Below are 16,747 nucleotides of genomic sequence, written 5' to 3'. Positions count from 1 at the left end.
TTTATTTTAGAATTTCATTACGACTATTTATATATCAATTTTGATAAAGTAATAATATAAAATATACCTTTATTTTTCTATATCTGTTGGTTTTAATCCTAATGCTATTTCTTTTTCATTTCAATGAAAAACAAAGGCTTTTATTTTTTTGTTGATGTTTTTTCGATTTTTTCAACACCGTTATTTAATTTAATAAACCGTTTCGTTCTGTTTAATTAAAATAACACCACTAAATTAAAACTCAATAACTATATGTTTTTATTGAATTTAAATTATTACTGTGTATTTTTTATTTTTATATGACACAAGAATCACTTTTATAAATATTGACTATAATGTTCGTGTTGTCTTTTATTTTATTTTTACAAATATAATTAAGTTTGTAAATAGTTTCATTTATAGATAATGTCAATATTAAAGGAAAGGTAGTAATGGAAAGTTTATTTTTTCAAAATAAAGTGCATAAAGAGTTTGTCATTAAATTCCCTCGCAGCGTAAAAAACACACGGTTAACTATCGCCAGCTTAATAAGTTTAGGCGTTTTAGCATTACCTTATCATGTATTGGCAGCCGATCTTGGGAGCCAGGTTGCTGATAATATTGTATTAAATAATGGTGACCGGATAATTGCCGATCATATTCACGCTGCCAATACATTGGCCGGAATACTGAGTAAAGGTACTGCCAATATTAATTTGGCGCAAGATGTCACGATTACCGCTGAAGGTAATAACTTGGTTAATGCCATTGAGATTCAGGGAAATAATGGTGTTTTAACCGCCGATAGATTAACGATTAACGCCAAAGGCTCAAATTTAACCTCCGGTATTATGGTTACAGGTGCCAACAATCGTCTTGATTTGGGTTCTGATAGCCATATCACTGTAGGTAGTAACAGTGTATCTGGCAATAGTTATGGTATTTCTCTTGCCAATGGTTCTACGCTCAATGCCAATAGATTGACTATCGACGGCCAAGTGGCGGGCATTGTTCTTAATGATGCTGGAACTAAAGCTAATCTGGGTGAAGGGAGCGTGATTAAAGCCAATCGTTCTGCAGGCGTGATTCTAAATAATGGGGGCGTTGGCGATAATATTATATTCGAAGCGTCAAAACTTTCCATTATGACTCAGGGGGATAATATCTCTGGGATCTTGATGGGTAAATATACCTCTGCCGATTTAGGCAGCGGCAGTTCCATTAAGACCGAGGGTAAAAATGCGATTGGTATCGCGGCGCAGGGCGAATTTACTGCCGATGCACTGACTATTTCGACTCAAGGTTCCGGTTCTGTTGCATTTGGTGTAGTTGGTGAGTCAACAGTAAACATTGGTGCCAATAGTCATATTTCCGCTAATGATTCTATCGGAATGAACATTGGTAGTATAGGTGGTGCCTCTGTTGTTAATTTTCGGGGTTCGGTAACGGAGCGTAATAGCGTTTATTCCACCGGCGCTGCGCCAACGGGGGTTGCAACGCTTTTTGCAAACTCAACGCTTAATTTGGCCTATACCGATATTAATATCGATAGCAGTCAAGGTGCTGGATATGGCGTAATCGCCATGTCTAAAGGGACGTTTAACGGCGATAATCTCACCATCAACGGTAACGCATCCACCACCGGAATTTTAGCTGTTGCGGATGGAAAAGTTAATTTAACCGGTGATACGGCGATTAATCTGGCCGATCCAAACGAGGTAGCTATTTCTAATGGGGAGGCGACGCTTTCTCTCACCGGAGGGATGGTGAATGCCAGCGGTAAAATGACCATCAACGGCAGCGTTCTTTCCTATCAAGGTACTACCGATCTGGATATGCAGTCCGGCTCTCTCTGGCATGGTAAAGCCCAGAACGATTTGGCCAATAATGGTGTGATTAATCTTTCATTAACCGATAGTCAGTGGAATATGACCGCAGATTCCACGATTGATAATTTGGTGTTGAATCAGAGTATCGTTGATTTTAGCGCAGGTTCGCCCGTTACACGATTAAGCCGAAACGGCAATAGTGACGACAAACTTTTAACCGTTGGCGACTTAAGCGGTAATGGTCATTTTGTTCTGCGTACCAATATTGTCGGTGATGGTCATGGGGTTAATAACTCTGGCGATCGGTTGATCGTGGCCGGTACCAGTGCGGGGAATCATCAGTTAACGGTATTAAACCGTGGTAGTTTAGCGACCACCGGTGATGAAGTATTAACGTTGGTTAAAACTCAGGACGGTCAGGCCACTTTTACCAGTACCGGGCAGACTGAGCTGGGTGGTTATCTGTACGATGTGCGTAAAAACGGCAATGACTGGCAGATGTATGCCGTTGGAGCCGTACCGCCGAAAACTGATCCAAAACCCGATCCAGACCCAGAAGATAAGCCGAATCCACCGATTACCACCACCGCTGATGCTGGGGCTAACTTCCTCAATGTGGGTTATCTGATGAACTATGCAGAAACCCAAACCTTATTACAGCGTATGGGCGATCTACGGCAGAATAGCGATCGGGGCAATATGTGGTTGAGAGGTTTTGCCGGTAAGTTTGATTCTTTCTCTGGTGGCAAGTTAAGCCGTTTTGATATGAGCTATAGCGGTATGCAGTTAGGCGCAGATAAACGTCTATCCGCTGAATTACCGCTGTTTGTTGGTCTGTTTATGGGCCAAACTCACGGTAGCCCGGATTATCGCTCAGGGGACGGTACCACTAAATCCGACAGTGCAGGTCTGTATACCACTTATCTGGCCAGTAACGGTTTTTATCTGGATGGGGTAGCAAAATATACCCATGTGAAAAACAGCTTTAACGTGAAAGATACCCAGGATAACCGAGTTAGTGGTAATGGCAATGCTGACGGTTTCAGCGTATCGCTGGAAAGCGGGCAGAAGTTCAGTTTGAATCAGCCGGGTAACGGTTTCTATATTGAACCTCAGGCGCAGTTTACCTATAGCCATCAGGGCGCCAGCAATATTGTAGCTTCTAACGGTTTGAAGATTGACTTAGGCAGCTATGAGTCGATGACCGGGCGCGCCAGTACACTATTGGGTTATGAACTGAGCCAAGGTGATAACACCTTTAACGTTTACCTGAAAACCGGCATCGTGCGTGAGTTCGAAGGGGATGTCGATTATCGTTTAAACGGTTCGGCTGAAAACCATACCTTTAAAGGGAACTGGTGGAATAACGGCGTGGGCGTCAGCGCTCAATTAGCCAAACAGCATACTTTCTATCTAAGTGCCGATAGTTCAACCGGTCATAAATTCGACCAGCGTCAAATCAATGGCGGCTATCGTTTTAGCTTCTGATTTTCAACTTGCCTGACAGTATCTCCTGCCGTATCAACGGCAGGAGATATCCGCTAATAAATCTAACCCTATCTGTCTCATCCCGCCTGAAACGGTTGATTGGATTTTTTCATATCGTCTATAAGTAGCGTAGATGGGTCATTTTTTTATCATGAAATTATAAATATTTGATTTAATGCTAACACGTTGCGTTTATTTTAATTAATGAGCTCTGAAAGCATTGTTGTATGAATGCAAAAATATAATGGCCTTATGGTTTATTTTATTTTTCGATGGTTTTTATATTAAGGTTAAATTTTGTATTTGCATGAAAACAAAGTAATTTTATTGATTCTCACTAGGGTTTAATTGCATTTTCATTGAGTTTTATTAATCAGGGTTTCTCTGTGTAACTCTAATGGGTTATCTCCTCGCTCTGGTTATAAACATATGTTTTTCATTGGATTAGGTTTGTTTTTAAGGCGTTGTTGATCCGTTTTTTAAATGGTATTAAAATGGTTTCTATAGAGATTATTTATAATCTTATTGTTATTTTTAATTTTATCTTTATTAAAGATAAACCAGTAGGTAAATAGCTCCATTGAGAGGAGCTATCAATATAGAATTTAAAGGATAGCTAGTAATGGATAGTATGTTGTTTCAAAAGGAATTTATTGAAAATTTTGCAGTTAACCCTTCCCGCAGTATAAAAAAACAACAATTAACGATTGCCGGCCTGCTAAGTCTAGGCGCTTTAGCGTTGCCTTATCATGTCTTAGCGGCAGATATCGGGAGTCAGGTTGCTGATAATATTATATTAAATAATGATGACCGCATTATTGCCGATCATACTAATGCTGCAAATACCTTGGTTGGTATATCAAGTGGAGGCATTGCCAATATTAACCTGGCAAAAGATGTCACGATTATCGCCGAGGGTAATAGTCTGGTTAATGCCATTGAGCTCAAGGGAAATAATGGTGTTTTAACCGCCGATAGATTAACGATTAACGCCAAAGGCTCAAGTGTAACCTCCGGTATTATGGTTACTGGTGCTAACAACCGTCTTGATTTGGGCTCCGATAGCCATATCACTGTAGGTATTAACAATGCCTCTAGCAATGGTTATGGCATCTCTCTTACCAATGGGTCGACGCTCTATGCCAATAGATTGACTATCGACAGTCAAGTGGCGGGCATTATGGTTAGTGGTGCGGGAACCAAAGTTAATCTGGGTGAAGGGAGCACGATTAAAGCCAATCGTATGGCAGGTGTAGTTCTAAGTAATGGAAGCGTCAGCGATAATATCGTATTTGAAGCGTCAAAACTCTCCATTATGACTCAGGGGGATAATGTTGCTGGGATTTCGATAGGTAAATATACCTCTACTGATTTAGGCAGCGGCAGTTCCATTAAGACCGAGGGTAAAAATGCGTTTGGTATCTCGGCACAGGGTGATTTTACTGCCGATGCATTGACTATCTCGACTCAGGGTTTAGGCTCTTCAGCTTTCGGTTTATCCGGTGAGGCAACAGTAAACATTGGTGCCAACAGTCATATCTCTGCTAAGAATAGTGTGGGAATGAACATTGGCAGTATGGGTACCTCTGTTGTCAATTTTCGGGGGTCGGCGACGGAACGTAATAGCGTTTATTCCTCCGGCGCGGCGCCAACGGGGGTTGCAACGCTTCTTTCTGGCATAACCGCCAATCTGGCTTATACCGATATTAATATCGACAGTAGTCAAGGGGCTGGATATGGTGTAATCGCCATGTCTGAAGGGACGTTTAACGGTGATAATCTCACCATCAACGGTAACGCTTCCACTACCGGAATTTTTGCGTTTTTGGATGGGAAAGTTAATTTAACCGGTGATACGGTGATTAATCTGCCTGATTCGAACGAAGTAGCCATTGCTAATGGGGATGCAACGTCTTCTCTCACGGGCGGGGTGATTAATGCCAGCGGTAAAATGACCATCAACGGCAGCGTTCTTTCCTATCAAGGTACTACCGATCTGGACATGCAGTCTGGCTCTCTCTGGCATGGTAAAGCCCAGAACGATCTGGCCAATAATGGTATGATTAATCTTTCATTAACCAATAGCCAGTGGAATATGACTGCGGATTCCACGGTTGATAAATTGGTGTTGAATCAGGGCACTGTCGATTTTAGTGAAGATAAACTCGGCTCGACATTAACCGTGGGTGATTTAAGCGGCAACGGCAATTTTGTTCTGCGTACCGATATTGTGGGTGACGGGCATGGTGTTAATAACTCCGGCGATCGATTGGTCGTGAGCGGAACCAGCGCCGGTGATCATCAGTTAACGGTATTAAACCGCGGTAGTTTGGCGACCACCGGTGATGAAGTATTAACACTGGTTGAAACGCAGGATGGTCAGGCAAACTTTACCAGCAGCGGGCAAACTGAGTTGGGTGGTTATCTGTACGATGTGCGTAAAAACGGCAATGACTGGCAGATGTATGCCGTTGGAACCGTACCGCCGACAACCGATCCAAATCCGGGCCCAGAAGATAAGCCGAATCCACCGATTACCACCACCGCTGATGCCGGGGCTAACTTCCTCAACGTGGGTTATCTGATGAATTATGCAGAAACCCAAACCTTATTACAGCGTATGGGCGATCTACGGCAGAATAGCGATCGGGGTAATATGTGGTTGAGAGGCTTTGCCGGTAAGTTTGATTCTTTCTCTGGCGGCAAGCTAAGCCGTTTTGATATGAGCTATAGCGGTATGCAGTTAGGCGCGGATAAGCGTATTTCAGCAGAGCTACCGTTGTTTGTTGGTCTGTTTATGGGCCAAACTCACGGTAGCCCAGACTATCGCTCAGGGGAAGGTACCACTAAATCTGACAGTGCGGGTTTGTATGCCACTTATCTGGCCAATAACGGTTTTTATCTGGATGGGGTAGCAAAATATACCCATATAAAAAACAGTTTTAACGTGAAAGACACTCAGGATAACCGAGTGAACGGTAATGGCAATTCTGACGGTTTCAGTGTATCGCTGGAAAGCGGGCAGAAGTTCAGTTTGAATCAGCCGGGTAACGGTTTCTATATTGAGCCACAGGCGCAGTTTACCTATAGCCATCAGGGCGCTAGCAATATTGTAGCTTCTAACGGTTTGAAGGTTGATTTAGGCAGCTATGAGTCAATGACTGGGCGCGCCAGTACACTGTTGGGTTATGAGCTGAGCCAAGGTGATAACACCTTTAACGTTTACCTGAAAACCGGCATCGTGCGTGAGTTCGAAGGGGATGTCGATTATCGTTTAAATGGTTCGGCTGAAAACCATACCTTTAAAGGGAACTGGTGGAATAACGGTGTGGGCGTCAGCGCTCAATTAGCCAAACAGCATACTTTCTATTTAAGTGCCGACAGTTCAACTGGTAATAAATTCGACCAACGTCAAATCAATGGCGGCTATCGCTTTAGTTTCTGATTATCAACTTGCCTGACTGTATCTCCTGTCGTATCAACGGCAGGAGATATTCTACCAATAAATCTAACCCTATCTGCCTCATCCAACCTGAAACGGTTGATTGATTTTTTTTATATCGTCTATAAACAGCGAAGATAGGTTATTATTTCCATTACTAAAATATAAAGAATTCTTTCATATCTAACGTGTTGCATTTATTTAAATTAATATGTGCTTAAGGCATTGTTATATAAATATGGAAAATATAGTGGCCTCATGGTTGATTTGATTTTCCCGATGATTTTTACAGTAAGGTGATATTCTATAATTATATGAAATATAAGTGATTTTGTTGGTTTTCGTTAAGTGTTAACAGCATTTTTCATTGAGTTTAATTAATCACCAACCCTTTATGTAACTCTAATTGGTTATCCTTTTGCTTGGGCGTAAACGTATGTTTTTCAGTTGGATAAATTAATTATTAAGGTGTTGTTGATTGGTTTTTTAAATGGTATTAGAATGGTTTTAATAGAGATTGTTTATAATCTTAGTATTATTTTTAATTTTATCTTTATTAAAGATAAGTCAGTAGGTAAATAGCTCCATTGAGAGGAGCTATCAATATAGAATCTAAAGGATAGATAGTAATGGATAGCATGTTGTTTCAAAAGGAATTTCATAAAAATTTCGCAGTCAAACCCTCCCGCAGTATAAAAAAACAACAATTAACGATTGTCGGCCTGCTAAGTCTAGGCGCTTTAGCGTTGCCTTATCATGTCTTAGCAGCAGATGTTGGGAGTCAGGTTGCGGATAATATTACATTAAACAATGGCGATCGGTTGATTGCCGATCGTATTCCCAGTGGAAATATTCTGGTTGGTATACTCAGTGAAGGTATTGCCAATATTAATCTGGCAAAAGATGTCACGGTTGTTGCTGAAGGTAATAGTCCGATTAATGCCATTGAAATTAATGGAAATAACGGCGTTTTAACCGCCGATAAATTAACGATTCATGCTAAAGGTTCAGTGTCAACTAACGGTATTGTAGTTAAAGGCTCGCAAAACCGGATTGATCTGGGAACCGACAGTAATATCACTATTGAGCATAATAACTCCTCTGACTTCGGTTACGGCATAAAAATGAGCAATGGTTCAACACTCAATGCCAATAGATTGACTATCGATAGTCAGGGAGCAGGCATCTATATTGACGGTGCAGGAACCAAAGTTAATCTGGGTGAAGGGAGTCAGATTAAAGCGAGTCGCAGTGTCGGCGTTGGATTATCAAATGGGGACATCAGTGATAACGTTGTATTTGAAGCGTCAAAACTCTCTATTATGACTCAGGGGGATAATGTTACTGGGATCTCGATGGGTAAATATACCTCTATCGATTTAGGCAGTGGCAGTTCCATTGAGACCGAGGGTAATAATGCGTTTGGCATTGCGGGGCAGGGTGAGTTTACTGCCGAGGCGCTGACTATTTCGACTCAAGGTTCCGGCTCTGTTGCGTTCGGTTTAGCCGGTGAGGCAACAGTAAACATTGGTGCCAACAGTCATCTCTCTGCAAAAAATGCGACGGCCATGAATATTGGTAGTAGTGGAGGAACCACGGTAGTCAATTTTCATGGAACTGCGATGGAACGTAATACTATATATTCCTCTGGCGATGCGCCAATGGGGGTTGCAACGCTGCTTTCTGGTACAACGACTAATCTAGCCTATACCGATATTAATATCGACAGCAGTCAAGGCGCTGGATATGGCGTATTAGTGATGTCTGAAGGGATGCTTAACGGTGATAATCTCACCATCAACGGTACCGCTTCCACCTCTGGAATTTTAGCGGTTTTGGATGGGAAAGTTAATTTAACCGGTGATACGGTGATTAATCTGGCTGATTCAAACGAGGTAGCCATTTCTAATGGGGAGGCGACGCTTTCTTTCACCGGAGGGATGGTGAATGCCAGCGGTAAAATGACCATCAACGGCAGCGTTCTTTCCTATCAAGGTATTACCGATCTGGATATGCAGTCCGGCTCTCTCTGGCATGGTAAAGCCCAGAACGATTTGGCCAATAATGGTGTGATTAATCTTTCATTAACCAATAGTCAATGGAATATGACCGCGGATTCCACGGTTGATAAATTGGTGTTGAATCAGAGCACCGTCGATTTTAGTGAAGATAAACTCGGCTCGACATTAACCGTGGGTGATTTAAGCGGCAACGGCAATTTTGTTCTGCGTACCGATATTGTGGGTGACGGGCATGGCGTTAATAACTCCGGCGATCGATTGGTCGTGAGCGGAACCAGCGCCGGTGATCATCAGTTAACGGTATTAAACCGCGGTAGTTTGGCGACCACCGGAGATGAAGTATTAACGTTGGTTGAAACGCAGGACGGTCAGGCAAACTTTACCAGTATCGGACAGACCGAACTAGGTGGTTATTTATACGATGTGCGTAAAAACGGCAATAACTGGCAATTGTACGCGGTTGGTGCCGTGCCACCTACCACAGGCCCAGATCCAGAAGACAATAAACCGAATCTACCCATTACCACCACCGCCGACGCTGGGGCTAACTTCCTTAACGTGGGTTATCTGATGAACTATGCAGAAACCCAAACGCTATTACAGCGGATGGGCGATCTACGGCAGAATAGCGAACAGGGCAATATGTGGCTGAGAGGCTTTGCCGGTAAGTTTGATTCTTTCTCTGGCGGCAAGCTAAGCCGTTTTGATATGAGCTATAGCGGTATGCAGTTAGGCGCGGATAAGCGTATTTCAGTAGAGCTACCGTTGTTTGTTGGTCTGTTTATGGGCCAAACTCACGGTAGCCCAGACTATCGCTCAGGGGACGGTTCCACCAAATCCGACAGTGCAGGTCTGTATGCTACCTATCTGGCCAATAACCGTTTTTATCTGGATGGGGTAGCAAAATATACCCATGTGAAAAACAGCTTTAATGTAAAAGACACCCAGAATAATCGAGTGAACGGTAATGGCAATGCTGACGGTTTCAGCGTATCGCTGGAAAGCGGGCAGAAGTTCAGTTTGAATCAGCCGGGTAACGGTTTCTATATTGAACCTCAGGCGCAGTTTACCTATAGCCATCAGGGCGCCAGCAATATTGTAGCTTCTAACGGTTTGAAGGTTGATTTAGGTAGCTATGAGTCAATGACTGGGCGCGCCAGTACACTGTTGGGTTATGAGCTGAGCCAAGGTGATAACACCTTTAACGTTTACCTGAAAACCGGCATCGTGCGTGAGTTCGAAGGGGATGTCGATTATCGTTTAAACGGTTCGGCTGAAAACCATACCTTTAAAGGTAACTGGTGGAATAACGGCGTGGGCGTCAGCGCTCAATTAACCAAACAGCATACTTTCTATCTAAGTGCCGACAGTTCAACTGGTAATAAATTCGACCAACGTCAAATCAATGGCGGCTATCGCTTTAGTTTCTGATTATCAACCTGCCTGACTCTATTTCCTGCCGTGTAAGCGGCAGGAAATCTTATATTCCTATTCCAGATATTGTTACGATTATTTTTCGGTCGTGTTAAGGATTTTTTAAGCTATTTTTATTAGCATGGAAAAAATGAGTTTACAGAGACCTTAACGATGAAGCGATTTTCACGGTTACAAATTTTTCTGCATTGGTTAACTTTAATTCTGCTTGTGCTGACTTATGTCGCTATGGAGTTCAGAGGGATATTTCCCAAGAATTCCGCCGGATATCTATTTATGCGGGAGAGCCACTATAATTTTGGAATCTTGGTATGGATAGTCATGGTTATTCGTATCGTGTTACGACGTTGCTATCACGATCCCGTAATTATTCCTGCGCCTCCGGTATGGCAAATTGTGCTAGCTAAATTAATGCATGTCGCTTTATATGTTACATTCCTGGCATTGCCTGTTCTGGGGATCTTGTTGATGGCTTACGGAGGGAAAGAGTGGACTTTCCTGGGAATGAATATTCCTGGCTTCGTGACGCCAGATAACGTAACAAAAAGTACCATCAAGGAGATTCATGAAACCTGGGCAAATATTGGCTATTTTCTGATTGGATTACATGCTTGTGCATCACTATTTCATCATTATATTCAAAAAGATAATACGCTTTTGCGAATGATGCCCGTCAGAGATAAATAATTTATTTATGCTGTAATGTGTGCCAGTGTAAAAATAGGGATATTAAGTTGTGAAAGATTTTCAGCGTAATGATGTGCGATGCCTATCCTGAAAAATATCGACGTCCATTGCTGGCGATACGAGATTTAATCTTTGATGTTGCTTCTAAGACGGAGGGCGTTGGGCGAATTACTGAAACTTTGAAGTGGTCACAACCGAGTTACCTCACTCAGGAAACCGGATCAGGAACCACTATTCGGCTGGATCGTTTTGGTGAATCACACATCGCGTTCTTTGTTCACTGTCAAACAACGTTGGTTGATTCCTTCAGGGGGCTGTTTCAGGATCTCGATTACTCGAATAATCGTGCCATTATTTTTGATCCTGAGGCGGACTTACCGATGGATGAACTGGCAATATGTATCGCAATGTCGCTGACCTATAAGTTGAATAAGAAGAACTAACCGCAGAATTGTCGTGTTATTTTTTGTTCTGTTCTCTTTTATCGATTGACCAAAAAATAACACCGTATTGAGCTCAATACGGTGTTATCGCATTTTAAATGGTTTTAACAGGGTGGTAGCAGGTTAAAAACTGAAGTGATATCCACCAGTAACCAGCTCGAGATCCAAATACAAGCTATGTTGTTTGCCAACTCTTCGGCTTATTCCTACGCCGTTTGCTCAGCAATCTCCTTTGAAGGAGTCTGTTTCTTTATTGCCATTTAAACGATAGTCAGCATTACCGTTCTGGGTGATTTGTATCAACATCTATAGATAAAACGATACACTGTCACTTATTTGGATTTAGACAACAACGCGTTTTGTAACGGTTCTAACACCACCAGCATTAAAAGCGCTGCAATATTTTTATCTTCTTTGGTGTTATTCATTTCACAAATAATGTAATAATAATAACATTATGGGTATCAGTACGAGACTGGCAGGGCAAAAGTCGGGTTATCACTGATTGCAGGTTTTTGAATGCGGGAATTTTGATTATGAATGTAATCGTTGCAATTGCGCTGACGACAGGGATTTTATCAGGAATTTGGGGCTGGGTTGCGGTGAGTTTAGGTTTATTAAGCTGGGCTGGCTTTATGGGCTGCACGACTTATTTTGCCTGTCCACAGGGTGGATTACGTGGCTTAGTTATTTCACTGTGCACTTTGTGCAGCGGTGTATTTTGGGCTCAGGTGATTATTCATGGTGGTGCACTGCAACCTCAATGGGAAATCCTGGGTTATATGGTGACGGGAGTGGTGGCCTTTTTAATGTGCCTTCAGGCTAAGCAGCGTTGGCTGGCATTTGTGCCGGGAACGTTTATGGGAGCGTGCGCAACCTTTGCCGATAATGGTAACTGGCAACTGGTCTTACCGTCGTTGTTGCTGGGGCTGGTATTCGGTTATGCCATGAAAAATAGTGGACTGTGGTTGGCTGCACGCAAACAACAAGTAATACAACGTAAGCAAGAGCAGCAAGAAATCGGTTGATATACCGGTAATGTGTGCACACTTCCGGTAATGAAATGGTATGTGAAACGCAACAGCACGTTATAAATTTATGGAATGATCTGACTGTCAATTGACATCACTTACTATATGGGGCACAAGTCCATCGTTCAGCGTAAGGGCAAATTGGGGCAACCTATCGATATGTGATATGAAATAAAGCGGTTAAGTCGTTTGTGGGTTGAACATCCGAACTCATTGACTTAACATCTGTTGCGAGGTGTTTTAATGAATCTATTTTTTGTTGTTTGTCCTTTGTTGCTTCATCCGCGCATCGCTAAATGCAGTGATTATCTGAACGTATAATCACTGCCACGAATTTAAATCGTTCCGTGGCTTTCTCTATATTGAAAGGAAGTTAGTCATGCAAGATAAACATTGGTCAAGAGTGGAGTATCTCCATCTTTCGGTAACGAATCCCAATATTCTGATTAAAGGTCAGCATAGTTACTATAGTGATTGTTGGGATCGCGGGTTTGAACAGTCGGTTGTGCGTTATCTCCATGGAGATAAGGTCAGTCAGGAATGGGAACCCCTTGGCCATATCGATAAGCTCATCATTGGTGATTATGTTTGCATCGGTGCTGAATCCGTTATTCTCATGGGTGGCAATCATACCCACTGTATTGACTTTATCAGTCTTTATCCCTTTGTTGAGACGTTAAATACCACATATCAACCTCGAGGGGATACAGTACTGAACGACGGATGCTGGCTGGGAATACGTTGTATTTTGATGCCAGGGGTTGTGGTTGGTGAGGGCGCTGTGATCGCTGCGGGAAGCGTAGTGACAAAAGATGTTCCCCCTTATGCTGTTGTTGGTGGCAATCCAGCTCGCTTGATTAAGTACCGTTTTCCAGAAGAGATGGTAACCAGAGTCCTGAAACTCGCTCTCTATGAAAGATCGGATGAAGAGTTAAAGAGATTAATTCCGTTACTCAGTTCTGCTGATATTTCTGCACTGGAAGCAGAGCTAGCGTAATCTATTCACTGAGCAAATTATTCATACCGTGATATAACAATAGGTTATATCACGGTATGTTATGCAAATTATCTATAGATTTTTACGTTGTTAAGCGAATTGGCTAAAACTGATACTGTACGCCTATTTGTTCACTCAATGGCATTTCCATATGTCCGTCATTGGCTTTAGCGTAATTTAATTCGGTAAAGGCTGACCACTGATTATTGAAGTTTATACTGACACCAACACCATATTTCATCACTGTACCTGAATTATCATTACGGAAATCCTCAGTTTGGTTGATGGTCACCTTATTTTTATCTGCAAATTCGTGACTCACTGCAAAACGAGCATAGGGTTTAAAGACGGTCTTGCTTTGGGATTCAAAACTAGCCCCTAAGGTCGTACCCAGCTCTGCTTTTAATGACTTCGCTCCTTCGGCCTTAGCTTTAAGATTATTGCTTAGCGTATAGTCTGAGCTTTGAGCTTGAAATACTGAGAGTTGAGTGTAGGGTTCAATAAAGTACTGGTTCAATTTAATATGGCGGCCGCCTTCAATCGACGCGCCGATACCATACAGGGTATCTTTACCTGTTGCTCGGGAGCCTTGAACGGTTTTCACATTATTTTTGAGACTAAAACGGTTAGCTTTTAACACCCCATCAATATAGTAACCATTATCCCATAAATAGGTTCCATATAAACCTAAGGCATAGCTATCAACATGACCATCGCCACCGCGGTTATAGTCAATGTCTGAACGTGAATACGACATCATGCTGCCGACTAAAATATTCGCCGCATCCTGTTGAATGCTTTTATCACCACCGAGTACAACACCTGTGGTGTCTTGTTTGTAAGCCACAAAATTATTGATCTTATAGCGACTATTGATGATCTTGCCCCACGCACCACCATCGTTGCTATTTCTCGTGTGTATGTCTCCCATGCGCGTGCGTAGTGTGGTTAGCTCAGCATCCCATACATTGGGTACCGTATTCGCCAGAGCGATTACGCCATAAGTATTACCTGAAATGGGTGGTTTAGGGTCAGGCTTTTCATTTGATTCTGGTTTTTTATTCGGTTCAGGATCGGGCTTTGGCTTAGAGGTACTTAAAACCCAGTCGTCAGGATTGGTGGTGTCTTGATTTAAATAATACTGATACGCCCCTAAATCAACGGCACCGTTAGCCAGAGTAAAGCTATCATTGGCACTGCCTTCACCATGAATTAAATAATAGCCTTCACTATCCGAATTGAGCTCATCGCCAGTATCTGCCACATTGACGATGAATTTACCATTGACGGTATCGGTAATATTTAAAAAATCGCCTTTCATACCACCGACACGCATATTGAAGACGCCATGACCAGACAGCTCTTTGATATTGGCCTGTAGATATCCTGTTACGTTGTCTGCATTTTTAAATGTCACTGCACCATTATTTAGTAGTTGTCCAATGTTGATATAGCGTCCATCTCCAGGCGTATCTTGTCCCCGGATTAGTTGCAACTGACTATTTACATCATGTAAACCAATATGTTCGGCGTTGGCCGCATTAAATGTGGCACCGATATTATTATATCGACGAGCACTACTTAGACGTACGAAACCATCGCCATAAACATCAAAAGAGCCTATAGATGAAGCGCCTTCATTCAGATAAGCGATACCACCGCTATTGACTACGGTATCTTTAATTATTCCGCCTCGATAGACGGATAAAATGGCGCCATGATTGATAGTGGTATTATCAGCCTGAGCGGCTTTAAGACCTAAACCGGATATTGTGCCTCTTGCTTCATCCCATCCTTGATTAAAGGATAGTTTCATCCAGCCATTTTCATTAATAATACTGTTGTTCGCGTAACCCGCATAATCGACGTCAAGAATACCTTGTTGGGCATCGGTACCCGATACCGTGGTATCGGTTGCGGTGCCGGCGATATACCATTTTTTATTTCTACCGTCAGAGAGGGAGGAGATATTCAGCGTTGCTGACATGACTTCTGTGTTGTAGGCATCGGCACCATCTAGTGAAACTGAGGAGCCAGCGCTAATCTTAGTATTATGAAGCTGGCCGCGAATCCAGGTATCATTTTCGTCATATCCGTCAGCGCTAATAGACATACGATGACCATTGTTTAATATCAAATCATGGCCAACCACGCCGCTAGGCATTGACCAAGTTCTGTTATCAATACTTTGTTGCATGTTAGTACTATCGTCTTGAGTCGCGGCTATCCCGATAACTTCTATAGCATTAGCGGTAGAAAAGGGGGCTGTTACTGCGGCTATAAACATATAACCGGCAAAGCTTGAATGTTTATTTAAACGAGTTTCATTTTTTTTGGATAACTTTTCGTTCATAGTAATATACTCAGATATATTTTAATAAATGACATTAAAAAGTTAACTCTAATAATATTTCATATTGAAATCATGATATTAAAGAGTTGTTTGTTTTGGTTATTAAAAAAATTAATCTTGCCGTGTAAAAAAATGCTAGCCAGATATTTTCCATAGTCATGGCTTGATGGGTATTTTAAAACTTATTACGGAACCGGTGTTGATTGTATTTTATTGATTTTAAAGTGATAAAAATACCATGAGCTTGTTGGGAATAAGCTTTATATGTGTGGGGTTTATTTAAGTGATCATTGGGATTACTCCTCCTTGAATATTTTAAAAAATCCTTAATGCGTTAGCATAATACATATTATGCAATAAATTAATAAATCGTTATTAGCAATCAATAACTTATTTTTAATTGTTTTTTTCTATCGATTTATTTTTGGATTTATGTATTTATTGTTTTTTTTAAAGAGGTGGTTTTATTTATTTTTAATAGCAACAAAATTAATTTTTTCATTATCTTTTATCATTTTGTTTTTTATTTATCATTGGTTGTATTTATTTTGAATTAATTAAATAAAAGGCAACATTTTTGATGATTCTATCAACATGGTATCTTATACAGCTAAATTGAGTTAAAGCATAAAGTTGCCAATGATTGATACTAAGGTGATTACGATATAGCGTTCACCTTGTTCGGCTGGAATCCAATCTTAATATGTATAAATATTAAGCTAATTGCCTTTAAGTCTATACTTATCATGTTAAAAATCATAAATGTTATCGGTAATAAAAAATTTCATCATATTAAACCTACATAATATGGTTAAAATCTATCCATAATTAATTGCTTTAATAGGTATTAATTTTTCATTCATTATATACAATTTTGATATTTCTAGTAATATTACCAGCTGCAATATCCTATCTTATCCTGTTAAATGAGTAATCTTATATGTACTGATTAGGTAGTAGATATAAAATCGAATAGGTAGTCATAATTAAAATTGTCAATAAAAATCATGGTGATAATGAAAATAATGATGGTGAAGTGTACA

8 protein-coding genes are annotated in these 16,747 nt (G+C 41.3%); 7 read left to right on the top strand and 1 reads right to left on the bottom strand.

Annotated elements, in window-relative coordinates; genetic code table 11:
• The first annotated feature begins 431 nt into the window (after window positions 1-431).
• The 7 genes from EL341_RS09000 (at window position 432) to EL341_RS08970 (ending at window position 13,351) form a co-directional block, all read left to right on the top strand.
• Complete coding sequence (locus EL341_RS09000; protein ID WP_126467596.1) at window positions 432-3,296, top strand: autotransporter outer membrane beta-barrel domain-containing protein; 2,865 nt, start codon at window positions 432-434, stop codon at window positions 3,294-3,296.
• Between the two features lie 622 nt (window positions 3,297-3,918).
• Complete coding sequence (locus EL341_RS08995) at window positions 3,919-6,741, top strand: autotransporter outer membrane beta-barrel domain-containing protein (protein WP_083399663.1); 2,823 nt, start codon at window positions 3,919-3,921, stop codon at window positions 6,739-6,741.
• Between the two features lie 626 nt (window positions 6,742-7,367).
• Window positions 7,368-10,190: an autotransporter outer membrane beta-barrel domain-containing protein gene (locus tag EL341_RS08990; protein ID WP_126467594.1), complete on the top strand. Its 2,823-nt coding sequence runs from the start codon at window positions 7,368-7,370 to the stop codon at window positions 10,188-10,190.
• A 156-nt stretch (window positions 10,191-10,346) separates the two neighbouring features.
• Window positions 10,347-10,880 carry a cytochrome b gene (locus EL341_RS08985; RefSeq protein WP_074822421.1) on the top strand — a complete coding sequence of 178 codons (534 nt, stop codon included), beginning with the start codon at window positions 10,347-10,349 and terminating at the stop codon, window positions 10,878-10,880.
• Window positions 10,881-10,948: 68 nt separating this feature from the next.
• Window positions 10,949-11,323: a DUF1801 domain-containing protein gene (locus tag EL341_RS08980; RefSeq protein ID WP_074822425.1), complete on the top strand. Its 375-nt coding sequence runs from the start codon at window positions 10,949-10,951 to the stop codon at window positions 11,321-11,323.
• A 536-nt stretch (window positions 11,324-11,859) separates the two neighbouring features.
• Window positions 11,860-12,351 (top strand): DUF1097 domain-containing protein, encoded by a 492-nt coding sequence (locus tag EL341_RS08975; protein WP_047781064.1) that lies wholly within the window; start codon window positions 11,860-11,862, stop codon window positions 12,349-12,351.
• Between the two features lie 382 nt (window positions 12,352-12,733).
• Entirely contained in the window at window positions 12,734-13,351 is a 618-nt protein-coding gene (locus EL341_RS08970) for a CatB-related O-acetyltransferase (RefSeq protein ID WP_047781063.1), read from the top strand.
• Between the two features lie 103 nt (window positions 13,352-13,454).
• Here EL341_RS08970 and EL341_RS08965 read toward each other — a convergent pair whose 3' ends face one another.
• Complete coding sequence (locus tag EL341_RS08965; protein WP_074822428.1) at window positions 13,455-15,704, bottom strand: autotransporter outer membrane beta-barrel domain-containing protein; 2,250 nt, start codon at window positions 15,702-15,704, stop codon at window positions 13,455-13,457.
• Window positions 15,705-16,747: the final 1,043 nt, after the last annotated feature.

It is taken from the genome of Pragia fontium (assembly GCF_900638655.1).
Classification (GTDB): domain Bacteria; phylum Pseudomonadota; class Gammaproteobacteria; order Enterobacterales; family Enterobacteriaceae; genus Pragia; species Pragia fontium.
Note: the sequence above shows the minus strand (reverse complement) of the source record. Positions and strands in the feature narration are given on the sequence as shown.